Below are 24938 nucleotides of genomic sequence, written 5' to 3'. Positions count from 1 at the left end.
ACAGGAGGGAAGTAAGATGAACAGTAGTTATTTATCCTATGTTTTTGAATTGAGTTTGTATTATTTATTGTTGATAATGAGTCTGCCGCTAGTGTATGCTGTCACGTATCATTTATCTTTTAGTAGTATGTATACAAGTGAATGGTTAATGATCTCTGTTTTCTTATCTCCGTTAGTTTTATTATTTGCAGGTATCCGTTATGGTTTTGCTCGTTTGAAACAGCAAGAACGTCAAGCGATGAAATAAAGCAAAAAATCCTTGAAAAGTGTCAAAACTTTTCAAGGATTTTTTTATTAAGCCACCCAATCGGCTAAGGTTTTTTGCTCCAATTGGAAAGCCTTCAACATATCGTCGTTGGCGTCTTTAATAGGCGTCGTTGCTGATAATGTTCCTTGAACAGCAATTCGCGTCGTTGCTTGTAAATCGCCACAGGTAATTAAGGTAATCATATTTTGACCAGGAACGTCATCAATTAACTCAACACGGGTTGGTTCGATTTTTTCTACAGAAGTTATTTTGTATGTATAAACAGTAGATAAATCAGTGATATAAATGAGTTCGTCTTTTTTGGTTCTTTCTAAAGGTGAAAATAAGGAAACGCCATCTTCCGTTCGATGACTAGCCAAGGCATAATTGTTTTTCCCCATGACTTGATCTTCTTTCATGGTCCCCGCACCAGTTAATAAAGCGACATTTGACAATCCTTTAAAAATGGGCAAATTAATTTCGACACTTGGTATCGCAATGGCACCAATCACAGGTAAGTTTTTGTTTTCAAATTGGGCTTTCATCACCGCTTCTGTGCTCAAGGACTCAACTGAATCAAAGTCAAACGTTGTTTCACGAGCCATATTTTTCTTCACATCAGCTGGTTTCAGCTTGCTAACGGCGTACGAGCGGCTATTTTGTTGAACCACCCAACTGCGTATCTGATTGTTAAAAATTAAGGCCAAGCCAATGATAAATAGTAAAACTAATAAGCTGTTGATTAACCAATTTTTTCCTCTTTTTTTCTCTTTTGGGCGCATATTCTCCCTCCTTTTAATGTATCAAGTTTACCACAATTTATTTGAAAAACCTATTTATTTTCTTCGGGGAATAGGTAAGCAGACCGGACCTTGATTTAATAAAAAACAACTGAATCGATTGATTTTTCAAAAAAATCCTCATTTTGTAATGGAATTTTAAAGTAAAAGAAACAAGCTTTTCTTTTGAAAATATTGTAAAATGGTAAGGAGGCTAGTAGAGGGGAGATGGGAATTTGCTTGATTTAATTTATGTACATATAGATGTAACCAGCAATGCGGTTTTATCTAAAGGAATTACCCATTCCGATTTTGTTCGTTCAATTGTGCATCATCCACAGAACTTACTATTATTAGATCCTTCTGCCGAAGCTGGCGAATACGATATGCATTCAGGTTTGAAAATTATTCGTGGAGAAGAAAGCGTCAATCGCTATTTTCAATCGCTACAACGTCGTTGGATGACTGAAGAAATTAAATGGATTGACTTTTCCGATGTGACGATGCTAAAAGAGCTAACGCCATTAGAAATTTCGGAACTTCTTTATTTTGGACACATGAAGAATAGTTTGCATTCGCCTTTCTTTTATAAGCTACAAAATGATTTTGTCTTTTTTGAATTTGCAGATCAGATGACACGTGTCTATTATCGTTATATTGATGAATTTTATAGAATCTTTGCTGATAAAATTACACGTGTTGTTTTAGAGAAAGTGAATCAGAAAAAGGCCTTCTTTAAAAGAAATACGCCTGTCGAAAAATTAAGTCCTGAATTACTTAAAAATATGAAAGGTATCTTGCAAGAAGGTGTTATTTTTTGCTTCCAACAAACAGAAGTGGATAAAGAAGAATATCGGATTCCTATTTACTTGGTGGAAGATTCACTTAGCAAGATGAAAAATACGTCATACCAAAAAGAAGAAATTTTGGCAACGCTTGTCTATAATAGTGAAAAACGCATTTGGCACATTGAACAAGAGAATGATTTCGGTGAAATTTTTATGTTAGCCCATGAAGGCTGAGAGAGCTCTAACTTTATCAACTAAAGTAGGGCTCTTTTTGTAGCTATGATTTGGATGAGAAATCAAGTATAATAAAATGATAAAAAGGAAAGAAGGTTGTTTAATGAAAAAAATACTCTATGGCGCTCTGACTGGCTTGGCACTCTTTTTGGTAGCTGGCTGTACACCCAAAACGCCTACTGCTGTTTCATCAACAAATGAACAAAAAGAAACAGCAATATCAACTAGTGAAATAAGTTCATCCGTACAACAAGAAGCAACGACGACATCAGAGAAGACAAGTGCGGTAGCTGTCTCTTTAGAAAAAGTAACGACAGCATTTGAGAAAAAATATCCAGAAGCTAAAATAACAAGTCTGCAGTTAGATACAGATTTTGGACGTTATTTTTATGAAATAGAAGGCGTGGATCAGCAAAAAGAATATCAAGTTGAAGTGAACGCAGAAACAGGCGAATTCACAAAAGAAAAAGTCGAAACCTTGGATGCTGATGAACAAAATGGCGTTAAAATGCAAGAAGAGGCACTTGATTTAACAAATATCATTTCCAGAGAACAAGCCACAACCTTGGCTGAAAAAGAAGCGAAAGTCGGCCAGGCAACAGATTGGAAGTTAGAGAAAGAATTAGGAATCACCTATTGGGAAGTGAAAGTGAAAGAGGGCCAACAAAAAATAGAGGTAAAAATCGATGCTCATTCTGGTAAAATTTTGACAACTGAGCGGGACGATTAATGGATAAACAGTAGCTGGCATGCGTTTGAGTAGGAGCTGATTCCCTTAAACGTTGGTCCAGCTATTTTTTGCTTGTTCGACAAACGTGTTTTTCTAAAGTCTCTATGGTAAAATAACGATGTATTAGTGGTTGAGAGCGTCAGAACATAGGAGGAAATTTGTTTGGCTAGAAAAATGGATTTACGTATTTGGGTAGAAGGAACAGTCGTCGCAGCAATGGCAATGGCCCTCTCTTTTTTACCGATTGAATTTGCCAATAGTGGCTTGGACCTATCGTTGGGAATGGTCCCATTAGTTCTTTATTCGTTTCGTCGTGGGTTGCTTCCTGGAGTTGCAGCAGGCTTTGTTTGGGGCATGTTAAATATTATTCTCGGTACAGCCATGAAAAATTTCTTGTCCGTTCCACAGATTATTTTTGAATATCCCTTTGCTTTTGCGTTTGGAGGAATGGGTGGCGTATTCGCTAGAAAAATTCAACTGTATTTTCAAGCGAATCGTTTAAAATCAGCCATTCGTACGATTATTTTAGGAAGTGTTGTCGCAGTCTTCGCCCGCTGGTTTTGGCATTTTTGGGCGGGTGTATTGGTTTGGGGCATGTATGCACCAGAAGGGATGAGCCCATATCTCTATTCCTTTGTTCTAAACGGTACAAGTACTGTCGTCAATTGTTTGTATGTAAGTCTAGTTCTAGGCTTATTGGCAAAAGTAGCACCGCAATTATTTGTTCCTAAGAAATAAGTTGAGTCCTAAGTCAGAAGTTTCATGGGATTTTGACTAAAGTCATAAATAAAAGAAACCACCAACCTGCAATCGCCAGGGTTGGTGGTTTCCATTTATTTTATAAAGACTTCAATATTCTAGTGAATTTGACGTTGGTGACGATTGGCTAACGTGCTGACTTTCATGACAGAAGCAACAGGAATCATGCGCAACTGTTGTTCATCCGTTTGTAAACGAACGACGATATTGTCCGAAATATTTTTTGAGACAATCCAGCCGATCACCGTTTCGAATTTATGCGCTGTAGGGACTTCTTTCAATTGTAAGACCACTAAGGATTTTTGGGCGGCAGCGACTTGGAGCTCTTGTAAAAGCGCACTGCGTTCCTTTTCTTTATTCTTTTGATCTTGAGAATCTTCTAAAAATGCCGAAAAGAAATGTTGGGAAGAGAGCGTAATCAGTTTAGAAATGCTCTTGATGGTAGCTTTATGTTGATCCATTCTTCTGCCTCCTTTACGAATAAAATAGAATAAAACTCAAATGACTAATTACCTGTATTTTACCTAATTTTGTGATAAAATTCAAGAAAATATGTTCGCCTTCAATAATTATGAGAATTTACCAACGTTTCTGTTTTTCGAAAAAGAAAGTAGTATAATGTGTGAGCATATAAGAAATACATAAGATTATCGGATGTAGTCAATAGATAGAAAAGGATGAATAGTATGTCAAAAAAACCATCAGGTTACCAAAAAAAAGTTCTCACGGTGTTGTTGGTATCGTTTGGCTTTGGCGGATTGTTAGCGCAGTTTTCGCCGATGAAATCAGGTGGGTTTTCAAGTTGGTTTGATGATTCATATGTTAAAGCTAGTGCTGAATCAAGTAAAACAAAAGAACCAGCACCAGTTAAAATTGAGAAAAAAGTCAAACCTTTAAGCTATGGACAACAGGTCAATCAAGAAATTGAAAAGAAGCAATATGATGGACATCTGGATTTGCCGTTAGAATTGCAGACAGATGCTAAATGGAAAGACACCGCGTACGGATTTGGCAATGTAGATAAGCCGAATACAATCGAAATTAATGGCTGTGCGATTGTGTCGCTTGCAATGGTTGGTTCATACATGGATCACCAAGAAGTTACCCCTCTGGATGTGTTAGCTTGGGCAAAAAATGACTTCTTTATGGAAGGACAAGGGACGGCGTGGTCTATTTTTAGTGCATATGCTGAAATGAAAGGCTATAACTGTCAAGAAATTGGGGATATTGAAACAGTGGCAGCTTTCTTGAAGGAAGGTCATCCAGTCATTATTTCTGTAAAACCGGGCTATTTCACTACAACTGGTCACATTATGGTGATGAGTGGTGTGGATGAAAAAGGCGATTTCTGGATTAATGATCCAAACGATTCAGAAGAAAAGGGCCATTCAAAACGGACATTTACAGCCGAAGAAGTGATGAATGAAGCGTTAAACTTCTGGGCATTTTATTAGGAATAAGAAAAGGTGTGGAACAACAGGCAGTACCCTTTGTTCGCATCTTTTTTAGCAAATAAAAGGAGGCAGGACAATGGAGCGATGTACTTGGGCAACGAATACAACTGAAGAGATGCAAGCCTATCATGATGATGAATGGGGACGTCCAGTTCATGAAGAGCAACAGTTATTTGAGTTATTGACCTTGGAAAGTATGCAAGCGGGCTTAAGCTGGGCGATTATTTTGAATAAACGAGAAACGCTCAGAGCAGCTTATGATGCGTTTGATTATCGGAAAATTGCGCGATATGATGAGGAAAAAATTTTAGCTTTACTAGCAAATCCTGGTGTGATTCGTCATCGTTTAAAAATTCAAGCGACCATCACGAATGCGCAAGTTTTTCAAGAAGTTCAGGCAGAATTTGGGTCCTTTGATCGCTACCTCTGGAACTTTGTCGATCAGCAACCAATCGTTAATCACTGGCAGCACCCAGAAGAGGTTCCAGCCTCCACGGAATTATCGCAACAGATTAGTCGAGCGTTAAAAAAACGAGGATTTAAATTTTTAGGTGCCACGACAGTCTATTCCTTTTTACAGGCGGCGGGTTTGGTGAATGATCATTTAGAAACGTGTCAGTATAAATAAGTATAGAAGAATTAAAAAGGAAGGAACTAGCAAAACGAATGGCTAGTTCCTTCCTTTTTTTGCAGTGATTATGGACACTCATTTAACATCGTTGAAACAGTTTTCGCCAACTTTTCTATTAAGAATAGTGCAGGTAGTTGGGACGTTACGTCTGCAATGGAACTTTTCTCGGTTGTTATATAGTAGGGGATCGTGACTGTTGAAAGTTGAGCAATCGTGCTTTTTTCACTATTTGTAATAGCAATTACATCAATCCCCATTTCGATAAAATAATCAATATTTTGCCGAACTTTTTGTGTTTCACCCGAAACTGATAAGGCGATAACGCCCACTTTTTTAGCCGTTTCTTCGGATAATTTGCTAACGGGATGGGAAAAAAGGTGGGATACAGAAGCAGATAAATTATAGATACTGGAAAAATAAATTTCACCAAATTCAGCTAGGACTTTGGACGTTCCTTCGCCAATAAAAAGAACAAATTCTTTTTTTGCCAGTAATTCCGCAGCTTGAACAATCCGTCCTTCTAATAATTCTTCTGATGAGCGTTGCAAAAAATGAATCAGCATTGTTTCATCTAAAGATTTTGGTTGGGCTGTTTTTTTTCGTTCGCTTAGATAATTCTTCAATTTAAATTTAAAATCTGTATAGCCTTCACACTCGAATTTTTGACAAAAACGCCAGATTGCCGTTTTACTGAAATGAATTTCATCTGCTAATTCTCGAATTGTCATATAAGGAACTTTTTCAATATTGTGGCTAATATACTTGTAAATCTCTAATTCTGTTGGATTTAATTGTGGATCGTAGGTTAAAAACAGCATGCTGATCCCTCCTGTCGTTTGTGAACGTAATGTCCTTTTTTAGGGACATGGTCTTATTTGTAGATTATAGCACTCAATCAGAAAACTAGCTATAAAAAAAGGCGCCACTTAGCTACAATCAATTAGAGAAACAACTAAAAATTCATGAAACAGAAGAGAGAGTGGGGAAAAATGAGCAATAAAAAATTAATTATCAACGCTGATGATTTTGGTTACACGCCAGCGGTAACGCAAGGAATCATTGAAGCACACAAACGTGGTGTGGTTACTTCAACAACCGCATTACCAACTTCTCCTTATTTTTTAGAGGCCATGGAGAGTGCTCGAATCAGTGCACCGACTTTAGCTATCGGTGTCCATTTAACATTGACATTGAACCAAGCAAAACCTATTTTACCTCGAGAAATGGTTCCTTCCTTAGTAGATGAAGCTGGTTATTTTTGGCATCAATCGATTTTTGAAGAAAAAGTCAATTTAGAAGAGGTTTATAACGAATGGGATGCTCAAATTATTTCATTTATGAAAAGTGGCAGACGCCCTGATCATATTGATTCTCATCATAACGTTCACGGAAAAAATAAAAAGTTATTAGGCGTAGCTTTGGCACTTGCTCGCAAATATCAATTACCTTTACGTAACGCTTCAAGAAGTATTGAAACAAAAGACTATTTAGAGTTATATCAGGATGTTCGCACGCCAGATGAAATGTTGTACCAATTTTATGACAAGGCGATTTCAACTGAAACCATCTTGCAATTGCTTGATATGGTTGTTTGTAGTGAAGGAGAGGTCTTTGAAATCAATTGTCATCCTGCGTTTATCGATACTATTTTACAAAAGCAATCAGGGTATTGTATGCCTCGAATTCGTGAAGTGGAAATATTAACGTCTCAAGAAGTCAAAGAAGCGATTGAAGAACGCGGCATCTTGTTAGCCAATTATGAATCGCTAGCAATGTAAATCAAAGAAGCGTGAATAGCGTGTGAGTAAGTTCTTAATCTGAGCGCTTACTTACACGCTAAATTATTGAAAGAAAGAGGACGTACATGAGTAAAGAACAACCAATAAATCTGAATATCAGCGATTTTTTTAAAGTTTTCGCTGTAGCATCAGTTATTTTACAAACGGTTTTATCATACGTGTTGATACATTCTCCGCAAACGGAAGCAATGAATTCAATCGGTAGTTTTTACCGAATGACTAAATATTCGGCACCCATGTTTATTTTTGCAATTATTTACAACACGGTGTTAAAGAGCCAAGCTGAATCGTATCTTGAATTTTTAAAGGAAAAATTTTATGAATTGGTGCTTCCTTATGTGGTCTGGTCCAGTCTCTATCTATACGCTTTTCCTAGTTTACAACAACGAATGCCCTATGAAACGCCCCTAGGATTTCTAGGAAAAGTTCTCAGTGGTGATGGCGCGGCACATCTATGGTATGCCGTAATGATGTTGCAATTCCAATTATTTATGCCGTATTTTATTTGGTTGGCAACAAGAATTACAAAAAACAAAAAAGTGATTTTACCAATTGTCTTTTTTACAATCGGTGCGCATATCCTTTGGTGCTTCTGGTACCAGAAAATGATTTTTCCATATGCAGAAACTTCTCTTTGGTACTTAATAGATCGTTCAGGGCTTAGTTATCTCATTTATGGTATTTTCGGGGTCATCGCAGCGAAGTATCAGGGGGAAATTTTTACTTTCTTGAAAAAGACGAGAGTGGTGCTATTTCTGTTGTTTCTTTTTATTTTTTGGCAGGCAGTCCAAGGGAATTTATTTGATGGAACACAGATGACACCGAACGATCTACCTTATTTGGATCCTCTTCAAAGTGCCTATAGTTTACTAATTATCGGGTTGGTTTTTTATTTGGGAACGCAAGGAATAGCCAAAAAGATTCGTCTTTTACCAATGGTTAAATGGATAGCCACTTATGCGTATCGCAGTTATTTAGCGAATGTTATTGTTTTTCAATTGGTCTTGAAACTGGTCCATCCGTTTTTAACCAATCAACCAGTCAGCTTGGTTATTCTTGTGTTGTATATGGGTACATTTGTTGGCTCGTTTGGACTCACGGTTGTAATCGAGTATTTTTTCAAAAGCATCTTTAAGTTGGGACGCCTTGTATCTATATAGGGACATGTTCTTAAATAGAAATCATTGTCCAAAATCATGGGAAAGCATACTCAATTGTCACAAGAATTGTTACACTCTTTGAGGAATAAGTTCTGCTTATCCAATTAAATAGTAAGCTCAGTAAATAGTTAGGGGAGAAAGAATAAATGATAGGTCTTATTTTAACGGGACATGGGGTATTTTCAACTGGAATGCATCAATCAGTTAGTATGATTGCAGGAGAGCAAGCAAATGTTCAGGCAGTCCCTTTTTTCAATGATACAGGGCTTGATGTATTAGAGTCAAACATTCGTAAAGCCGTTGACTCTATGCTGGAGACGTGTCCAGCAGTGGTCATTTTAACTGATCTTTTAGGGGGTACACCGTTTAGAATTTCAATGACTGTCGCAAGTAATTATCCAAATGTCGAAGTGCTAGCAGGAACAAATTTACCGATGGTTCTTGAAGGGCTTGCATTACGCACAATCAGCACGAACGTAGAAGATTTTGTTTCAATGGTCACAGATTCAGCCAGAGACGGGATCGTTCATAAAAAACTAGAACAACCACAAGCAAATACTCAAGAAGAAGCAGACGGAATCTAACCAATTAGAAAAGAGGAGGAAGCACTATGCCGAATATTTTATTAACAAGAATTGATAATCGCTTGATTCATGGTCAAGTCGCAACACAATGGAACGGTTCTTTAGGCGCCAACTTAATTTTAGTCGCAAATGATGCAATTTCTGAGGATACAATGCGCCAACAATTGTTAAACATGGCGGCCCCTGCAGAAGTACAAACCCGTTTTTTCTCCATTAAGAAAACGATTGAGGTCATTCATAAAGCCTCAGAAAGACAAAAGATTTTTCTGTTAGTTGATAATCCTGTTGATGCATTGCGCTTGGTAGAAGGTGGTGTGCCAATCGAAAAATTAAACATTGGTAATATGCATATGGAAGAAGGCAAAAAACAAGTAGCTACCGCTGTTGCGGTTAATAAAACAGATGTAGACGCCTTTAAAAAGCTACAAGAATTAGGTGTTAAACTTTCGATTCAACGTGTACCGTCAACGCCAGAAGAAAGTTTAGATGCATTATTTTCATAAAAAAGTAATGTTGGACAATAATTTTGAAGAGAAGAAGTGGGAAGAATGATTATTCAAAGTAAAAACGTATGGATTAACGAACAATTTCAACCAGCTCAAGTTGAAGTGTCAGAACAACGAATTGTTGCAATTCTACCGTACAATGAAAAAGCTGTCGATAAAGAATACGGAGAAAAGCGCATTCTTCCAGGATTTATTGATATTCATGATCATGGTTGGCATGGTGGGGATGCCAATCATGCCAATCATGAATTTATCAAAGAGTGGCAAGCTTACCTTCCAGAAGAAGGGATTACAGCTTTTTTACCAACAACGTCAACCACATTTCCAAAAGACTTGGAACATTCATTTGAAGTGATTGGTTCATTTATTGAGGAAGACCAAGGAACCAACGGAGCACAAATCTTAGGGATTCATGCGGAAGGACCAATGATTTCTGAAGAATTTCGTGGCTCTCATAATCCAGAGTTATTAGTAAAACCATCCGTTGAAACATTTAAAAAATGGCAAGAGTTAGCAAAAGGGCACATAAAATTAATGACGTTGGCACCAGAAAATGATGTAGAGAATGCCTTGACTACATATTGTCATGAACATGATGTAGTCATTTCAATTGGCCATACGGCTGCAACCTATGAACAAGCAATGGCAGCTGTCGAAGCAGGTGCAAAAAGTTTTACCCATACGTTTAATGGAATGGAAGATATCAGTCACCGGAAACCAACCGCAGTAGTTGCTGCTTTGGATAGTGAAGAAACGTTTGCTGAAATTATTGCTGATGGGGTACATGTTGATTATTCATTAGTACGTGTGTTAGCCAAACTAAAAGGCAAGGACTATTTAATTGCTGTGACAGATTCTATCTGGGCCAAAGGATGTCAACCAGGCGTTTATCCAAAACCAGAAAAAGGGATCGAAATGGTTATTGATGAACAAAATGTGGTTCGTTTAGCCAATGGCAAGTTAGCTGGAAGTACGAACCATTTAAATAATATGGTTCGCAACCTTGTTGAAAAAGCATTACTTCCAGAAGTGATTGCTATTAATTCAGTCACGAAAAATCCAGCTCGTTTGTTGAATGTGAACGAATCTATGGGAGAAATCAAACTAGGGCTTTTAGGTAATTTTACAATTATTGATGAGAAATACGAAGTGCTAGAAACCTTAGTAAATGGTGAAACAGTTTATAAAAAGTAGACGAAGTCTAATAGGAGGAAAAAAATGTTAGTACAGGCAATTTTGGTAGGAATTTGGGCTGGGATAGCAGGGGTTGATAAGCTTGTCTTACAGACACATATTCATCGTCCGATTGTTACAGGATTGATTGTGGGTTTAATATTGGGAGATGTCAACACAGGGTTAATCACTGGAGCAACGCTAGAGTTAGTTTGGATTGGTGCAGTAGCAATCGGCGGTGCGCAACCACCCAACGTAGTAATTGGGGGAGTTATTGGAACAGCGTTAGCAATTATCACAAAATCTGACCCGCAAGTAACCGTAGGGTTGGCTGTTCCTTTCGCAGTTGCAGCGCAAGCGTTAATTACCTTGTTATATACAGCGATGTCACCAATTATGCATAAATTTGATGCTTATGCAAAAAAAGCAGATACAAGAGGGATCGAAAGATTGTCTAGTTTTGTCCCAATCGTTTTATTCATTTGTTATTTTTTTGTAGTGTTTTTATGTATTTTCTTTGGTGCTGATAAAGCATCTAGTTTCATTTCTATTCTACCTGAATGGAGTATTCATGGCTTGAGCGTTGCAGGTGGTATGATGCCAGCAGTAGGTTTCGCCATGTTATTAAAAACGATGTGGGAAACATCCTACGTACCGTTCTTTATTTTTGGTTTTGTTATGGCTGCCTATTTAGGATTAGATACATTAGCGGTTGCAGGTTTAGCTGTCGCAATTGCTTTATATGAATTTTACGCACAAAGAAATAATACAGTCACTGCATCAAATAATAATGGAGGGTTTGAAGAAGATGGCATCTGAAGAAACATATAATGATACGATATCCGAAAAAGTAATAACAAAAAAAGAGTTAAAAAAAATAATGTTCCGTTCGTATCTGCTACAATCTTCATTTAATTATGAAAGAATGCAAGCAGGCGGCTGGACCTACTCATTAATTCCAGGATTGAAAAAGATCCATCGTGATAAAGAAGATTTAGCTCTTTCTTTGGAAAATCATTTACAATTTATGAACACGAATCCACAATTGGTGACGTTCATGCATGGTGTGATTATTGCAATGGAAGAGTCAAAAGAATCACCAAAATCCATTCAAGCGATTAAAACAGCGTTGATGGGCCCGTTAGGCGGAATTGGGGATGCGCTATTTTATTTAACCGTTTTGCCGATTGCAGCAGCGATTGGTTCACAACTATCATTAGAAGGCAATATCTTAGGACCAATTGTTTTCTTGTTGTTATTTAATATTCCGTATATGGCTGCCAAAATTGGGTTAATTAATCTAGGTTATAAAATGGGTGTCAAAGCAATTTCAGTTTTAAGCGAAAGTACCAAAAAATTATCTCGTTCAGCAACAATTGTAGGAATTTCCGTGGTGGGTGCGTTGATTCCGAAGAGTGTACAATTAACGACAACTTTTGTTTTTCGCTTGAAAGATACTAAGTTAGACCTTCAAACACAATTGTTTGATACAATCATGCCCAATTTATTACCGTTAGTGTTTACGCTGTTTTGTTTTATTATGTTGAAAAAAGGACGCACGCCGATTGCTTTAATTATTTTTACTGTGATTTTTGGGTTGTTAGGTTCTTTAATCGGGATTATATAAAAAAGATTTGGAACAATAGCCAAAATCGCTATTGTTCCAAATCTTTTTCTAAATTTAATCGAGTGATTATTCTTTATACGCCCACTTGAAGTCGTATTTAGCACCTGTTGGATGATAAATAATTTCTTTCACGTTTGGTGCACGTAAGTGTGATTCTGCTTTTTGGTAAATTGGCACAACACCCATATCAGCAATTACTGTTTTTTCAGCGTTGATTAAATCTTCCCAGCGTTTTTCAGGATCGTTAACATCTGTAGTTTTGGACGCAGCAATGAATTTATCGTATTCAGGATTGCTGTAACGTCCACGGTTATTAGAAGTTGAGCTTTCTAATAAATCTAAGAAGTTAATTGGGTCTGAATAGTCGGCACTCCAACCACGAACAGCGATTTGGAAATCCCCTTTTAAGGTACGATCTAAGCGAACAGCCATAGGGACAGGTGTCACAGTTACTTTTAAGCCTTCCAAAGTATCAGACAGTGATCCTTGAAGATATTCGCCCATTTTTTTAGCGCCTTCAGAGTCGTCTACCATTAAATCAACCGTTAAGTTGGAAACACCAAGTTCTTGTTTCGCTTTGTTCCAGTACTCCACAGCTTTTTTCTTGTCGTATTTGACTAATTTGTCGCTGCCGGCTTCTTTAACAAAGTCTTCACCCGTTTTTGGTGATTTCGCGACATCCACAGGAACGAAGCCTTGTGAAGGAAGAGAGCCATTGGCTAAAATGTTTTTAGCTAATGAATCGCGATCGATGGCATAAGACATAGCACGACGTAAGTTTGCGTTGGTCAATGGTGATTTTTCATCTGCTTGATTCATTTCTAAATAGAAAGAAGAAGCGGCTTTTAATTGGACCAAGTCAGGCGAGTTTTGCATTTGTTGGGCCAGTTCGCCAGATAAATACGTATCATCCACTTCACCAGTTTCATAAAGATTTAAGGCAGTTGGGGCTTCTTTCACCACGTTGATAGCGACTTTATCTAACTTGACAGTCTCTTTGTCCCAATATTCTTCATTTTTAGTTAGAGACCATTTAGTATCTGTTCCGGGACCATCAAACTCAGTTAGCGTAAACGGACCATTGTAGACTGCTTTATCGCTACTCTTTGTATAATCTTTACCAAAACGTTCAACGATATCTTGACGTTGCGGCAAGAAAGAAGGGAAAGCCAATAAATCGTCAAAATATGGTGTTGCTGTTTCTAAAGTGATTTCCAATTCATGATCATTGATTGCTTTAATGCCCAATTCTTCTTTAGGTAGTTCCCCTTTAGAAATTTTTTCAGCATTTTTTACTGGTTCAAACATGTAGGCATATTCTGAAGCAGTGGCAGGGTCCACTGTTCGTTGCCAACCGTAAACGTAATCTGCAGCAGTAACTGGTTTGCCATCAGACCATTTTGATTCTTCACGTAATTTAACTTTGTAAACTAAACCGTCTTCTGAAACAGTCGCTTTTTCGGCTGCACCAGCAGGCGCGGGTTTGTTGTCTTTATCTAAACGATAGATTCCTTCGTAGACATTATTTAAAGTGGTAAAACTCACTTCATCTGTCGCAAGGGACGGATCGGCACTAGGCATTTCTTGGGATTCAACCATTGTGTATACTTGGTTGTCGCTGCCGCCGTTGCTTGCTCCTTTATCATCACTGCCACCGCCGCAGGCCGCTAAAGCTAAGCTTGATAATACAAGTAATGAAGTAAATAAAACAGATTTCTTCATTTGACACGCTCCTTTTCATTTTTAGCAATACTCTCAGTATAATGTAAAAATGAAAAGGAGAAATTAAAAAATCGTTAGAAATGATTATTCTTTTATCAATTTTTAAAAAATGTCTAATCTTTTTTATGAAAAAAGTGGACAAACGTTGATAAGTAAAGATTTAAGCTGATTTCCATGCAGAAAACATTCGATTTTTGAGTATTTATTCATCATTGATTTGATTTTTTTGACATAAAATAAACATCCCTTTTACAAAAAACAAATGAGAAGAAAAAAAGATTGTTACAAAAGCAAATAAGTGCTTTTGTAACAATCTTTTTAATCTTTTAATCGTTGGATGTCAATGACAGTTCCTGTGTAGGCATCTGCAGTGAATTCGTATTGAACAATGCCGTCGTCTTCAATGCGGCAAATTCCTCCAGTATACGTTTTGGAGTGGATGGCGAATTTCCGCAAGGGCTTTTTCTCAAACTCAATCCACGAACCTTCAATCGGTCCTTCTTTTAAAAAAGCAGCTTTTACATTTTCTAAGACGAGATCAGCGGAGATTGTTTTTTTCTTATGGTAGAACAAGGTTGAGGCAATGCCGCCTACTAAACCAAGACCAACGCCTAGCGCTAAGCCGCCTTTAAAGTATGTCAACTCATTTTCTTCGTTCATTTGTATGACCTCCCTTGGTCGGTTTCTGCTTACTATTACTTTTGTCAGTATCACTCTTATTTTACCATAGAGAAGGGGCCGCTGAGAAATAAAAAAAGTTTTTCAATCATTCTTTTAGGGCATTCTCATTGTCACGTTTAAAAAGAGAAAGCGATGTGCATTTTCTAGTATTTGCGTTATAATAAGAGTGAAATCATATGAAAGGAGTACCTATTTTTATCGACAGGATAAAGTGACTTTTTAGAGAAAAAGTGACGCTTGGTTGGCGTAATTTCCAACAAATCAAAAGCAATAGGACATACATCTATGGAAGAAAAAACATTTCAACGAATCAAGGAATTAACTGAATTACAAGGAACCAGCGGATTTGAAGACGACATTCGCGCGTACATGAAAGAACATATCACCCCATTAGTGGACGATGTCCAATATGATGGTTTAGGTGGTATTTTTGGGATTAAACGTTCAAAAGTGGAAGCAGCGCCACGCGTAATGGTAGCAGCCCACATGGACGAAGTTGGCTTCATGTTAACTCAAATTAACGATAATGGTTTATTCCAAGTAGTTCCTTTAGGTGGCTGGAATCCCTATGTTGTTTCAGCACAACGTTTTACGTTAAAAACAAGTAAAGGGAACTATCCATGTATTTCTTCATCTATTCCGCCACACTTGTTGCGTGGTACGAGTGGTCAAAAACAATTAGAAGTCTCTGATGTGTTATTTGATGCAGGATTCTCTTCAAAAGAAGAAGCTGAAAGCTTTGGTGTTCGTCCAGGGGATTCCATTGTTCCACAAACAGAAACGATTAAAACAGCCAATGGCAAAAATATTATCAGTAAATCATGGGATAACCGCTATGGTTGTACGTTGGTATTAGATGCATTGGAAACGTTACAAAATGAAGAATTAGGCCACACATTAATTGCTGGAGCAAACGTACAAGAAGAAGTTGGTTTACGTGGTTCTAAACCATCTGTTCATAAATTTAATCCAGATATCTTCTTTGCGGTGGATTGTTCAGCGGCAGATGATATTCACACGAAAAAAGGGACATATGGTCATTTAGGTGAAGGAACGTTATTACGGATTTTCGACCCAGGTTTGATCACATTGCCTCGCTTACGTGAATATTTATTAGATACAGCTGCGACACACAATATTCCGTATCAATATTTTGTTTCTAAAGGCGGAACGGATGCTGGGGCAGCGCACACAACTAATAACGGTGTACCAAGTACAGTCATCGGCGTTTGTGGTCGTTACATCCATACGCATCAAACAATGTTTAGTATTGCGGATTATGAAGCAGCGCGGGAAATGTTGTTACAAGCATTACGTGGCTTGGATAAATCAACAGTTAATACAATTGTTTACGGAAAGTAGAGGATGTTTAAATGATTTATCCCAATTCATTAGAAGAACTAGCAACTTATGTTGAAAAAGGTAAAAATGTTTTCTTCTTTACTGCTGATTGGTGCGGAGACTGTCGTTTCATTAAACCAGTCATGCCTGAAATTGAAGAAGCATTTCCAGCGTTTCAATTCATCGAAGTCGACCGTGATCAGTTTATTGACGTGGCTGCCGAGTGGAATATTTTTGGTATTCCGAGTTTTGTCGTAATTGAAAACGGTCAAGAGTTAGGACGCTTAGTAAATAAAGATCGAAAAACAAAAGAAGAAATCAGTGCATTTTTAACTAGCTTAGGCTAATTTTCATGAACCAGAGGAACCATTAAATTAAGAGAGAATCAGCTGGACAAAAGGGCGTTCTGCGCAAGGGTCCTAAATTCATTTTTGACTCTAGTTTCTTAGTCAAAGAAGCCTTTTAGATCAGCCTCCATCGGGAAGGTGACGAAAATGGAAGAACAAATGTATAAAAATATTCTTGTCGGCGTAGACGGTAGTGATCAAGCCAATTTAGCTTATGAACGTGCAATTGAGGTTGCTCGTCGAAACGGAAGCCGAGTCATTGTTGCAAATATTTTAGAAAATCAAGTGTATACAATGATGGGGTATTCGACGTTAAATGATCAATTAATTGATCAAGAAACAGCCGCTGCGGAAGAATTAATGGCCGATTGTAAAAAGTATGCTGAAAGCGTTGATTTTCATAATGTTGAAACAGTTACCATGTTTGGTTCACCCAAAGAAGTCATGAGTCATGAATTACCTGAAAAATACAATGTTGATTTAATTATGGTGGGACAATCAGGATTAAACGCAGTCGAACGTGTGGTCATGGGAAGCGTCAGTAGCTACATTATTCGTCAAGCCCCTTGCGATGTCTTAATTGTTCACTCTGAAGAAAAATAAGCAAAAAGAGTTATTGATTGAATAGAGAGTTGACCTAACGTTTCTTTTGTTTTTTCAAAGGATCAGCGGCTTGTCACTCAAAATTGAGGACTTGGAGAATAAGTCGTAGCGACATATTTTCCAAGTCTTTTAGTTTTTCGACAAAAAAGTATGCACAATGGGTCAATTTTTGATAAGATAAGACAGGAAAACGACAGAGGAGGAACAGAAATGATTTTTGCATATAACAAAGAACACGTTGGCGATGTCTTACTTGTCATCGTTGCGGACGATCAAGGGGCGGAAAACCAAGTAAAACGTGTCGGCGATGTGGCACGTGTAAGTTTAGTTGAGGCGCCAGAAACAGTGGTAGCTTGGAATATTTTCAATGCTTCAGCGCTTCTAGGTGACATTAATGGCACCGGCCAAGTGACTTTAACAGACGAACAAATCGAAAAAGTCAATACAGCGATTAAAGATGCGGGATTTTCAGAAATACTTGAAAAAGACGACACCCCTAAAATTGTGGTCGGCTTTGTCAAATCATGTAAAAAACACCCAGATTCAGATCATTTATCTATCACACAAACAGAAGTAGACAACGGCGAAATCTTACAAATTGTTTGTGGCGCACCGAACATCAAAGCAGGACAAAAAGTAGTTGTGGCCAAGCCAGGCGCAATGATGCCTGATGGTTTAATGATTTGGCCAGGGGTTTTACGTGGGGAAGAAAGTTTTGGAATGATTTGTTCAGCAAAAGAATTACGTTTACCAAATGCACCTGCTAAAAAAGGAATCTTAGAATTGCCTTTTGATGCAGAAGTTGGTTCTGCATTTGCGGTAGGAGAATAAAAGAAAGAAACGACCTGTTGTTTGAACAACAGGTCATTTCTTTCTTTTATTGATTGCTGCGATTATTTTGTTGTGTTAAAGCTGATTTATCAATGGTTAAATCGATGGTTGCTTTCATTTCTTTAGAACCACGATAATAAGTCACTTCCATTTTATCGCCAACTTTTTTCTTGTAAAGCGCGCTTTGTAAATCTGTAGTAGAGCTTACGTCTTGGCCGTCAACTTTCGTGATAACATCGTATTTTTCCAATCCAGCCTTTTCAGCAGGGGTCGCTGCTTCAACACCACGAACCACTACGCCAGTTTTTACAGAAGCTGGAATTTTTAAAATTTGTTCTTGTTGTTGTGAAGAGATACCTGTTAAATCAGACATCGTAATCCCAAGAGCTGGCCGTGTCACTTTACCATCTTTTTCTAATTGGTTGATAATGTTGACTACGTCATTACTTGGAATGGCAAAGCCCATCCCTTCAACGCTCACTTGACTAGTTGATTGCACAATTTTTACTGAGTTAATTCCAATGACTTGTCCTTCAATATTGATTAGTGGACCACCAGAGTTTCCTGGATTAATGGCAGCATCGGTTTGAATGGCATTAATATTGATGGTTTCACCAGACTCGTTTTTATTGGTAATATTTCTATTCACAGAAGAGATGATTCCTTGTGTGACAGAGTTAGCATAATCAGAACCTAGCGGGGAACCAATCGCAATAGCAGGCTCACCGACTGTGATTTTACTAGAATTCCCAAACTCAGCGACTTGATCAACTTTGTCGGAAGAAATTTTAATCACGGCTAAATCCGTGTAAGCATCGGTTCCGACTAATTCGCCTTTCACTTTGGTACCATCAGATAAAACAACTTCCAATCCTTGCGCTTTATCTACGACGTGGTTATTTGTCACGACATAAGCCGTTTTACCATCTTTCTTATAAATAACCCCACTACCTTCACTGGCTGCTTCTAAATCGTTACCATTGTTGCCGGAAGAGTCTTGAGTACCTTCATTCCCACCGAACAATCCCCCAAAAGGATCATCTGCCGAAGAATTGTTGCTAGCACTTTGCATATTAATGACAGAAACCACAGAATTTTGAACTTTTTTCACGGCTTTTGTGACATCGCTAGACACATTGTAACTCACATTGCTGACTTTTGTGTCGCCGTGGTTAGTGGACGTCGTCGTCGCCGCATTATTTCCGCCGTTGGGTGTGGGAATAATCCCAGAATAAGCGCCTCCTAGAATAAGAGCGCCACCAAGTAAGCCGCCAGCTAAACCAATCCCAAATTTTTGCAATAAACTTTTTTTATCTGAATTAGGTGTAACATCTTTTCGTTGCATAAAATAACCTCCCAATAAGTGCATCTGAATTTTCTATATTAAGTATATCTGTTTCCTACTCCTTTAGTCTATCGAATAGCTTTGAATTTTTTATGAACAACTTAGGGAAAAATTACAGAAAAAATACGAATGAAAAAGTTATACACAGAAAAATGTGAACAAATCGGGAATAACTCTGTGTACAGTTTTTAGAAAAGTTATCCACAGAATGTGGATAATGTGGACAAATCAGTGGCGAATATGTGTTTGTATTGAAAAAGCTGTTAAATAAAGTAATTTTTTAGTTTGTTCTGTGGATAACTCTGTGTATATGTGTATAAGTATGTGGAAACGTTGTGGAAAGTAGCCAAACTTCGTGCTAAAATAAGAAAGAAGAGAAAACGAGAAAGTAGTGGAATAGGTGAAAATTAAACTAGTAACAGTCGGAAAACTGAAAGAAAAATACCTGATTCAAGGCATTAATGAATATCTGAAACGTTTAAATAGCTATGCCAAGATGGATATCATTGAAGTACCAGATGAAAAAGCCCCGGAAAAACTCAGTGACGCTGAAATGCTTCAGGTCAAAGAAAAAGAAGGCCAACGTATTTTGGGGAAAATTAATGACAACGAATACGTCTTTGTTTTAGCCATTAATGGCAAACAATTATCTAGTGAAGAATTTTCAAAAGAAATTGAACAATTAGGGATTAGTGGCAAAAGTAATCTAACCTTTGTCATTGGTGGCTCCTTAGGTCTCAGTGATTCAGTCCTTCAGCGAAGTAACCAACAAATTTCTTTTGGCCGCTTAACTTATCCACATCAGTTAATGCGTTTGGTATTAGTGGAACAAATTTATCGCGGTTTTCGGATTATGAAAGGGGAACCGTATCATAAATAGGAAATAGGCTGGTTGCTCAGTAATTTCTATGAATCAAGTCATTGCTTGAAAAATATATGAAGTAAAATATCTTTAGTCTGTTTGTCTGATAGAAAATAAAAAAATTCAATCAAACTGGATTGAGAGAAACGTTACCGTTCAAACAATAAATAAAAATGAGAGGAATGGCAAAAAACAATGGTCATTCCTCTCGTTTTTTTTAAAATTGTCCGATTGTTGTGCCTCAGAAATAGGTTCAGCACCCATAATTATTATTTTAAAATGAGAAAAAATTAAGGGATTATCATAAAAATCAATATTTTTAACGTGAAAAGTTGAATAAGCTCTTTAATGAAGAAAACGCTATTGACAGTAACCAAAAATTACCTTAAAGTGAAAGCGTAAACATGTATAATATTTCATGTGACTGGGGAAAACTAGGCATGAAAAGTCTGTCTGAAGTAATTACTTTAGGTTGTCTTTTCATGCCTAATTTTTATATAGAATACTTAGTAGAGGAGGAAGTTGATTAAATTATCAGAAAAAAAGTGTTTGGAAAAGTCGGATTGGTTGCTTAAAAATAGAAAGATATGGGGAAAAATATGATTAAAAAAATAATAGTCGTTGTTGCTTTCATGCTTACAGGCTTCTCGCTAACTGCGATGAGTGCATCTGCAGAAGAAATAACTGATTTATTTTTACAAAAAGAAGTGACATATTCTGGTGTGGAAGGAGGAAAAATTGGAGAGAATTGGAAATACCCTCAATTTGTTGGCGAAAAAGCTGTCGATGGCGATGAAACAACACGCTGGTCCGCTGATAAGCAAGATGAACAATGGTTAATTGTTGATTTGGGTGAAGTAAAAAACATTGGCGAACTCGTTTTACAGTTGCATGCAGAAAGTCCTGTGTATGAAATCTTAGTTTCAACAGATGGTGAAAGCTATCAATCTATCTTTAAAGAAGAAAATGGGCAAGGCGGCCAACCTACTAAAAAATATATTGATGGCAATAATGTACAAGCACGTTTTGTAAAATATCAGCAGATGAAAATGTGGCAACACACAAATAAGCAATTTTACAGTTCAAGTATTATTTCGTTTGAAGCATATGAAAAAAAACGACTGCCAGAAGCGATTAAACTTTTAACAGAGAACCTGACTATTAGTGAAAAAAGAAAGCAACAGCTAGCCTTTGAAGTGTCACCAGCTGGAGTAGATATTACAGAAGATCAGATTGAGTGGTCAAGTAGTGATCCTACTATTGTGACGGTTGACCAAACGGGTAATTTAACAGCAGTTAAGAGTGGTGAAGCGAAGGTAACAGTCAAAATTAAAGGAACAGAAATTAGTGATACAATTCCTGTGACTGTTGTAGCAGAAAGTAAACAATATGCGGAAATGCGAGCAAAATGGAAAATGCGATTGTTGGGTACAACGCAGTATGATAACGATGCAGATGTGCAACAGTATCGTGCCCAGATTGCTACGGAGAGTTTAGCATTGTGGCAAACGCTTAATCAAGCAGCAGATCGTGGGTATCTGTGGGAACGAAAACCATCGGATACAGTGTCTGCTGATTACACGACTCAATTTACCAATATTAAAAAATTAGCGTTAGGCTACTATGAACCATCAAGTGAGCTTTTTGAAAAACCGGAAGTTTATGATGCGATTGTTAAAGGCATTGAATTTATGATTGATACAAAAAAATACAATGGAACGTATTACACAGGTAACTGGTGGGATTGGCAAATTGGTTCCGCACAGCCGCTAACAGATACATTGATTTTATTACATGATGACCTATTGAATACAGATGCAGAAAAATTAAATAAATTTACTGCTCCGCTGATGCTGTATGCAAAAGATCCAAACATACAATGGCCAATTTATCGTGCAACAGGGGCTAACTTAACAGATATTTCAATCACCGTTTTAGGTACTGGACTTTTGTTAGAAGATAATCAACGCCTAGTACAAGTACAAGAAGCTGTTCCGTCCGTTTTAAAAAGTGTTTCCTCTGGTGATGGCTTATATCCTGATGGTTCCTTGATTCAACATGGTTATTTTCCGTACAACGGCAGTTACGGGAATGAGTTGCTAAAGGGGTTTGGACGAATTCAGACTATTTTACAAGGTTCCGACTGGGAGATGAATGACCCTAACATTAGTAATTTATTTAATGTTGTTGATAAAGGTTACTTACAATTGATGGTAAATGGAAAAATGCCATCGATGGTTTCTGGTAGAAGTATTTCCAGAGCGCCAGAAACGAATCCTTTTACTACAGAGTTTGAATCGGGTAAAGAAACAATAGCTAATTTAACCTTAATTGCAAAATTTGCACCAGAAAATTTAAGAAATGACATTTATACATCTGTCCAAACGTGGCTTCAACAAAGTGGGTCATACTATCATTTCTTTAAAAAACCAAGAGATTTTGAAGCGTTAATTGACTTGAAAAATGTGGTGAATAGTGCGTCACCTGCCCAAGCGACACCAATGCAATCTTTAAATGTATATGGTTCGATGGATCGAGTCCTACAGAAAAATAACGAATATGCGGTGGGTATTAGTATGTATTCACAACGTGTCGGAAACTATGAATTTGGGAATACGGAAAATAAAAAAGGCTGGCATACAGCAGACGGCATGCTTTATTTATACAATCAAGACTTTGCTCAGTTTGATGAAGGATACTGGGCAACGATCGATCCATATCGATTACCAGGAACGACAGTTGACACAAGAGAATTGGCAAATGGTGCTTATACAGGGAAACGCAGTCCCCAGTCATGGGTAGGTGGCTCAAATAATGGACAGGTTGCCTCTATAGGAATGTTTTTAGATAAAAATAATGAAGGAATGAACTTAGTTGCTAAAAAATCTTGGTTCTTATTAGATGGTCAAATCATTAATTTGGGAAGTGGCATTACTGGTACGACAGATGCTTCGATTGAAACAATCCTCGATAATCGGATGATTCATCCACAGGAAGTGAAGCTTAACCAAGGTTCAGACAAAGATAATTCTTGGATTAGTTTAAGCGCAGCGAATCCATTGAATAACATTGGCTATGTTTTTCCTAATTCAATGAATACGCTTGATGTTCAAATAGAAGAACGCTCTGGTCGCTACGGAGATATTAACGAATACTTTGTTAATGATAAAACCTATACAAATACATTTGCTAAAATTAGTAAAAATTATGGCAAGACTGTTGAAAATGGTACTTACGAATATTTAACAGTGGTTGGGAAAACGAATGAAGAAATCGCAGCTCTTTCTAAAAACAAAGGCTATACTGTTCTAGAAAATACAGCAAACTTACAAGCCATTGAAGCAGGTAATTATATCATGATGAATGCATGGAATAATGACCAAGAAATTGCAGGACTGTATGCGTATGATCCAATGTCGGTTATTTCAGAAAAAATTGATAACGGTGTTTATCGCTTGACTCTTGCGAATCCTTTACAAAATAATGCATCCGTTTCTATTGAATTTGATAAGGGCATTCTTGAAGTAGTCGCAGCGGATCCAGAAATTTCTGTTGACCAAAATATTATCACTTTAAATAGTGCGGGGTTAAATGGCAGCTCGCGTTCAATCACAGTTAAAACAACTCCTGAAGTAACGAAAGAAGCGTTAGAAAAATTAATTCAGGAACAAAAAGAACACCAAGAAAAAGACTACACCGCAAGCAGCTGGAAAGTCTACAGCGAAGCATTGAAACAAGCACAAACTGTGGCAGATCAAACAACAGCAACGCAAGCAGAAGTAGACCAAGCAGAAGCAAAACTACGTTCGGCAGTGAAGCAATTGGTAAAAGTGCCAACTAAAGAAGTAGATAAAACCAACTTGTTGAAAATCATCAAAGAAAACGAGAAACACCAAGAAAAAGACTACACCGCAAGCAGTTGGAAAGTCTACAGTGAAGCGTTGAAACAAGCACAAACTGTGGCAAATCAAACAACAGCAACGCAAGCAGAAGTAGATCAAGCAGAAGCAGAGCTACGTTCGGTGGTGAAGCAATTGGCAAAAGTGCCAACTAAAGAAGTAGATAAAACCAACTTGTTGAAAATCATCAAAGAAAACGAGAAACACCAAGAAAAAGACTACACCGCAAGCAGTTGGAAAGTCTACAGTGAAGCGTTGAAACAAGCACAAACTGTGGCAGATCAAACAACAGCAACGCAAGCAGAAGTAGACCAAGCAGAAGCAAAACTACGTTCGGCAGTGAAGCAATTGGTAAAAGTGCCAACTAAAGAAGTAGATAAAACCAACTTGTTGAAAATCATCAAAGAAAACGAGAAACACCAAGAAAAAGACTACACCGCAAGCAGTTGGAAAGTCTACAGTGAAGCGTTGAAACAAGCACAAACTGTGGCAAATCAAACAACAGCAACGCAAGCAGAAGTAGATCAAGCAGAAGCAAAACTACGTTCGGCAGTGAAGCAATTAACATTGAAAAATAGTGGGGAAAATAAAACGGAACAAAAAAATGGGGGGAATAATGGACACTTAAATACTAGTGCGGGAGTTGATCAAACTGGTACGAAACAAGTTAAGCCATCAAGCCAAGGTGGTTTCAGAAAAGCTAGCCAATTTTTACCGAGCACAGGAGAAAAGAAATCGATCGCGCTTGTGATTATTGGTCTTCTAGTTATCGCCAGTGGGTGTCTTTTAGTTTTTCGTAAAAGTAAATCGAAGAAGTAAAAAATTACGGATTCACT

The 24938-nt window shown here is 37.5% G+C and carries 26 protein-coding genes; 20 read left to right on the top strand and 6 right to left on the bottom strand.

What is annotated here, in order from left to right:
- Nucleotides 1-16: 16 nt before the first annotated feature.
- A complete protein-coding gene (locus tag IGL17_RS11910) occupies nucleotides 17-247 on the top strand; it encodes a hypothetical protein (protein ID WP_002383277.1) in 231 nt (76 codons plus the stop codon).
- A 47-nt stretch (nucleotides 248-294) separates the two neighbouring features.
- Here the strand turns inward: IGL17_RS11910 and IGL17_RS11905 are convergent, their stop codons facing one another.
- A complete protein-coding gene (locus IGL17_RS11905; protein ID WP_016618476.1) occupies nucleotides 295-1029 on the bottom strand; it encodes a class A sortase in 735 nt (244 codons plus the stop codon).
- A 233-nt stretch (nucleotides 1030-1262) separates the two neighbouring features.
- Here IGL17_RS11905 and IGL17_RS11900 point away from each other — a divergent pair, with 233 nt between their 5' ends.
- From IGL17_RS11900 to thiT, 3 genes are all read left to right on the top strand, one after another.
- Nucleotides 1263-2048: a hypothetical protein gene (locus IGL17_RS11900; RefSeq protein WP_002354996.1), complete on the top strand. Its 786-nt coding sequence runs from the start codon at nucleotides 1263-1265 to the stop codon at nucleotides 2046-2048.
- Nucleotides 2049-2124: 76 nt separating this feature from the next.
- On the top strand, nucleotides 2125-2778 hold the full coding sequence (locus tag IGL17_RS11895; RefSeq protein ID WP_016618475.1) for a PepSY domain-containing protein: 654 nt from the start codon (nucleotides 2125-2127) through the stop codon (nucleotides 2776-2778).
- 162 nt (nucleotides 2779-2940) lie between these two features.
- The gene (gene thiT, locus IGL17_RS11890) at nucleotides 2941-3516 is read left to right on the top strand and encodes an energy-coupled thiamine transporter ThiT (RefSeq protein WP_002354998.1); all 576 of its coding nucleotides are present in this window, start codon (nucleotides 2941-2943) and stop codon (nucleotides 3514-3516) included.
- 119 nt (nucleotides 3517-3635) lie between these two features.
- Here thiT and IGL17_RS11885 read toward each other — a convergent pair whose 3' ends face one another.
- On the bottom strand, nucleotides 3636-3998 hold the full coding sequence (locus IGL17_RS11885) for a hypothetical protein (protein ID WP_002354999.1): 363 nt from the start codon (nucleotides 3996-3998) through the stop codon (nucleotides 3636-3638).
- Nucleotides 3999-4214: 216 nt separating this feature from the next.
- Between IGL17_RS11885 and IGL17_RS11880 the strand changes: the two genes are divergently transcribed.
- On the top strand, nucleotides 4215-4991 hold the full coding sequence (locus IGL17_RS11880) for a peptidase C39 family protein (RefSeq protein ID WP_002372856.1): 777 nt from the start codon (nucleotides 4215-4217) through the stop codon (nucleotides 4989-4991).
- A 76-nt stretch (nucleotides 4992-5067) separates the two neighbouring features.
- Nucleotides 5068-5619, top strand: coding sequence for a DNA-3-methyladenine glycosylase I (locus IGL17_RS11875; protein ID WP_002378947.1), 552 nt, complete (start codon nucleotides 5068-5070; stop codon nucleotides 5617-5619).
- A gap of 68 nt (nucleotides 5620-5687) precedes the next feature.
- Here the strand turns inward: IGL17_RS11875 and IGL17_RS11870 are convergent, their stop codons facing one another.
- The gene (locus IGL17_RS11870) at nucleotides 5688-6440 is read right to left on the bottom strand and encodes a MurR/RpiR family transcriptional regulator (protein WP_002365331.1); all 753 of its coding nucleotides are present in this window, start codon (nucleotides 6438-6440) and stop codon (nucleotides 5688-5690) included.
- A 144-nt stretch (nucleotides 6441-6584) separates the two neighbouring features.
- Between IGL17_RS11870 and IGL17_RS11865 the strand changes: the two genes are divergently transcribed.
- The 7 genes from IGL17_RS11865 (at nucleotide 6585) to IGL17_RS11835 (ending at nucleotide 12471) form a co-directional block, all read left to right on the top strand.
- On the top strand, nucleotides 6585-7400 hold the full coding sequence (locus IGL17_RS11865) for a carbohydrate deacetylase (protein ID WP_016617012.1): 816 nt from the start codon (nucleotides 6585-6587) through the stop codon (nucleotides 7398-7400).
- A gap of 86 nt (nucleotides 7401-7486) precedes the next feature.
- A complete protein-coding gene (locus tag IGL17_RS11860; protein WP_016618474.1) occupies nucleotides 7487-8581 on the top strand; it encodes an acyltransferase family protein in 1095 nt (364 codons plus the stop codon).
- Nucleotides 8582-8727: 146 nt separating this feature from the next.
- Nucleotides 8728-9165 (top strand): PTS sugar transporter subunit IIA, encoded by a 438-nt coding sequence (locus IGL17_RS11855; RefSeq protein ID WP_002361048.1) that lies wholly within the window; start codon nucleotides 8728-8730, stop codon nucleotides 9163-9165.
- Nucleotides 9166-9191: 26 nt separating this feature from the next.
- Nucleotides 9192-9668: a PTS N-acetylgalactosamine transporter subunit IIB gene (agaV, locus tag IGL17_RS11850; protein WP_002355007.1), complete on the top strand. Its 477-nt coding sequence runs from the start codon at nucleotides 9192-9194 to the stop codon at nucleotides 9666-9668.
- Between the two features lie 45 nt (nucleotides 9669-9713).
- Complete coding sequence (gene nagA / locus IGL17_RS11845) at nucleotides 9714-10865, top strand: N-acetylglucosamine-6-phosphate deacetylase (RefSeq protein WP_002386286.1); 1152 nt, start codon at nucleotides 9714-9716, stop codon at nucleotides 10863-10865.
- A gap of 24 nt (nucleotides 10866-10889) precedes the next feature.
- Nucleotides 10890-11663: a PTS N-acetylgalactosamine transporter subunit IIC gene (agaW, locus tag IGL17_RS11840; RefSeq protein WP_002355009.1), complete on the top strand. Its 774-nt coding sequence runs from the start codon at nucleotides 10890-10892 to the stop codon at nucleotides 11661-11663.
- Nucleotides 11635-12471, top strand: coding sequence for a PTS system mannose/fructose/sorbose family transporter subunit IID (locus IGL17_RS11835; RefSeq protein WP_002396861.1), 837 nt, complete (start codon nucleotides 11635-11637; stop codon nucleotides 12469-12471). Before agaW ends, IGL17_RS11835 begins: the two co-directional genes overlap by 29 nt.
- A gap of 66 nt (nucleotides 12472-12537) precedes the next feature.
- Here IGL17_RS11835 and IGL17_RS11830 read toward each other — a convergent pair whose 3' ends face one another.
- On the bottom strand, nucleotides 12538-14193 hold the full coding sequence (locus tag IGL17_RS11830) for a peptide ABC transporter substrate-binding protein (RefSeq protein WP_002355011.1): 1656 nt from the start codon (nucleotides 14191-14193) through the stop codon (nucleotides 12538-12540).
- 318 nt (nucleotides 14194-14511) lie between these two features.
- Nucleotides 14512-14853, bottom strand: coding sequence for a PepSY domain-containing protein (locus IGL17_RS11825; RefSeq protein ID WP_002355012.1), 342 nt, complete (start codon nucleotides 14851-14853; stop codon nucleotides 14512-14514).
- A gap of 306 nt (nucleotides 14854-15159) precedes the next feature.
- Here IGL17_RS11825 and pepA point away from each other — a divergent pair, with 306 nt between their 5' ends.
- The 4 genes from pepA to ytpR all read left to right on the top strand — a co-directional run bounded on the left by pepA (nucleotide 15160) and on the right by ytpR (nucleotide 17996).
- Complete coding sequence (gene pepA, locus IGL17_RS11820; RefSeq protein ID WP_002355013.1) at nucleotides 15160-16236, top strand: glutamyl aminopeptidase; 1077 nt, start codon at nucleotides 15160-15162, stop codon at nucleotides 16234-16236.
- An 11-nt stretch (nucleotides 16237-16247) separates the two neighbouring features.
- Nucleotides 16248-16562 (top strand): thioredoxin family protein, encoded by a 315-nt coding sequence (locus IGL17_RS11815; protein ID WP_002355015.1) that lies wholly within the window; start codon nucleotides 16248-16250, stop codon nucleotides 16560-16562.
- Between the two features lie 147 nt (nucleotides 16563-16709).
- A complete protein-coding gene (locus IGL17_RS11810; protein WP_002385249.1) occupies nucleotides 16710-17165 on the top strand; it encodes a universal stress protein in 456 nt (151 codons plus the stop codon).
- Nucleotides 17166-17375: 210 nt separating this feature from the next.
- A complete protein-coding gene (gene ytpR / locus IGL17_RS11805; RefSeq protein ID WP_002355018.1) occupies nucleotides 17376-17996 on the top strand; it encodes a YtpR family tRNA-binding protein in 621 nt (206 codons plus the stop codon).
- 46 nt (nucleotides 17997-18042) lie between these two features.
- On the opposite strand, the gene IGL17_RS11800 is transcribed toward ytpR, so the two are convergent.
- Nucleotides 18043-19341: a S1C family serine protease gene (locus IGL17_RS11800; RefSeq protein WP_002368406.1), complete on the bottom strand. Its 1299-nt coding sequence runs from the start codon at nucleotides 19339-19341 to the stop codon at nucleotides 18043-18045.
- 400 nt (nucleotides 19342-19741) lie between these two features.
- On the opposite strand from IGL17_RS11800, the gene rlmH reads away from it, so the two are divergent.
- The 3 genes from rlmH (at nucleotide 19742) to IGL17_RS11785 (ending at nucleotide 24921) form a co-directional block, all read left to right on the top strand.
- Nucleotides 19742-20221, top strand: a complete 480-nt coding sequence (gene rlmH, locus IGL17_RS11795) for a 23S rRNA (pseudouridine(1915)-N(3))-methyltransferase RlmH (protein WP_016618471.1) — start codon at nucleotides 19742-19744, stop codon at nucleotides 20219-20221.
- 386 nt (nucleotides 20222-20607) lie between these two features.
- Nucleotides 20608-20733 carry a hypothetical protein gene (locus IGL17_RS11790; RefSeq protein ID WP_275061080.1) on the top strand — a complete coding sequence of 42 codons (126 nt, stop codon included), beginning with the start codon at nucleotides 20608-20610 and terminating at the stop codon, nucleotides 20731-20733.
- A gap of 69 nt (nucleotides 20734-20802) precedes the next feature.
- Complete coding sequence (locus IGL17_RS11785) at nucleotides 20803-24921, top strand: EF3023 family LPXTG-anchored polysaccharide lyase (RefSeq protein ID WP_438839747.1); 4119 nt, start codon at nucleotides 20803-20805, stop codon at nucleotides 24919-24921.
- The last annotated feature ends 17 nt before the right edge of the window (nucleotides 24922-24938 follow it).

This window comes from Enterococcus sp. AZ088 (assembly GCF_051714845.1).
Taxonomy (GTDB): domain Bacteria; phylum Bacillota; class Bacilli; order Lactobacillales; family Enterococcaceae; genus Enterococcus; species Enterococcus faecalis.
Note: the sequence above shows the minus strand (reverse complement) of the source record. Positions and strands in the feature narration are given on the sequence as shown.

Bases quoted from the DNA above. Each gene is read 5' to 3' on its own strand.
- IGL17_RS11910 (WP_002383277.1), top strand. From the start codon at position 17: ATGAACAGTAGTTATTTATCCTATGTTTTTGAATTGAGTTTGTATTAT.
- IGL17_RS11905 (WP_016618476.1), bottom strand. From the start codon at position 1,029: ATGCGCCCAAAAGAGAAAAAAAGAGGAAAAAATTGGTTAATCAACAGC.
- IGL17_RS11895 (WP_016618475.1), top strand. From the start codon at position 2,125: ATGATAAAAAGGAAAGAAGGTTGTTTAATGAAAAAAATACTCTATGGC.
- IGL17_RS11885 (WP_002354999.1), bottom strand. From the start codon at position 3,998: ATGGATCAACATAAAGCTACCATCAAGAGCATTTCTAAACTGATTACG.
- IGL17_RS11880 (WP_002372856.1), top strand. From the start codon at position 4,215: ATGAATAGTATGTCAAAAAAACCATCAGGTTACCAAAAAAAAGTTCTC.
- IGL17_RS11875 (WP_002378947.1), top strand. From the start codon at position 5,068: ATGGAGCGATGTACTTGGGCAACGAATACAACTGAAGAGATGCAAGCC.
- IGL17_RS11870 (WP_002365331.1), bottom strand. From the start codon at position 6,440: ATGCTGTTTTTAACCTACGATCCACAATTAAATCCAACAGAATTAGAG.
- IGL17_RS11865 (WP_016617012.1), top strand. From the start codon at position 6,585: ATGAAACAGAAGAGAGAGTGGGGAAAAATGAGCAATAAAAAATTAATT.
- IGL17_RS11860 (WP_016618474.1), top strand. From the start codon at position 7,487: ATGAGTAAAGAACAACCAATAAATCTGAATATCAGCGATTTTTTTAAA.
- IGL17_RS11855 (WP_002361048.1), top strand. From the start codon at position 8,728: ATGATAGGTCTTATTTTAACGGGACATGGGGTATTTTCAACTGGAATG.
- agaV (WP_002355007.1), top strand. From the start codon at position 9,192: ATGCCGAATATTTTATTAACAAGAATTGATAATCGCTTGATTCATGGT.
- nagA (WP_002386286.1), top strand. From the start codon at position 9,714: ATGATTATTCAAAGTAAAAACGTATGGATTAACGAACAATTTCAACCA.
- agaW (WP_002355009.1), top strand. From the start codon at position 10,890: ATGTTAGTACAGGCAATTTTGGTAGGAATTTGGGCTGGGATAGCAGGG.
- IGL17_RS11835 (WP_002396861.1), top strand. From the start codon at position 11,635: ATGGAGGGTTTGAAGAAGATGGCATCTGAAGAAACATATAATGATACG.
- IGL17_RS11830 (WP_002355011.1), bottom strand. From the start codon at position 14,193: ATGAAGAAATCTGTTTTATTTACTTCATTACTTGTATTATCAAGCTTA.
- IGL17_RS11825 (WP_002355012.1), bottom strand. From the start codon at position 14,853: ATGAACGAAGAAAATGAGTTGACATACTTTAAAGGCGGCTTAGCGCTA.
- pepA (WP_002355013.1), top strand. From the start codon at position 15,160: ATGGAAGAAAAAACATTTCAACGAATCAAGGAATTAACTGAATTACAA.
- IGL17_RS11815 (WP_002355015.1), top strand. From the start codon at position 16,248: ATGATTTATCCCAATTCATTAGAAGAACTAGCAACTTATGTTGAAAAA.
- IGL17_RS11810 (WP_002385249.1), top strand. From the start codon at position 16,710: ATGGAAGAACAAATGTATAAAAATATTCTTGTCGGCGTAGACGGTAGT.
- ytpR (WP_002355018.1), top strand. From the start codon at position 17,376: ATGATTTTTGCATATAACAAAGAACACGTTGGCGATGTCTTACTTGTC.
- IGL17_RS11800 (WP_002368406.1), bottom strand. From the start codon at position 19,341: ATGCAACGAAAAGATGTTACACCTAATTCAGATAAAAAAAGTTTATTG.
- IGL17_RS11790 (WP_275061080.1), top strand. From the start codon at position 20,608: ATGTATAATATTTCATGTGACTGGGGAAAACTAGGCATGAAAAGTCTG.
- IGL17_RS11785 (WP_438839747.1), top strand. From the start codon at position 20,803: ATGATTAAAAAAATAATAGTCGTTGTTGCTTTCATGCTTACAGGCTTC.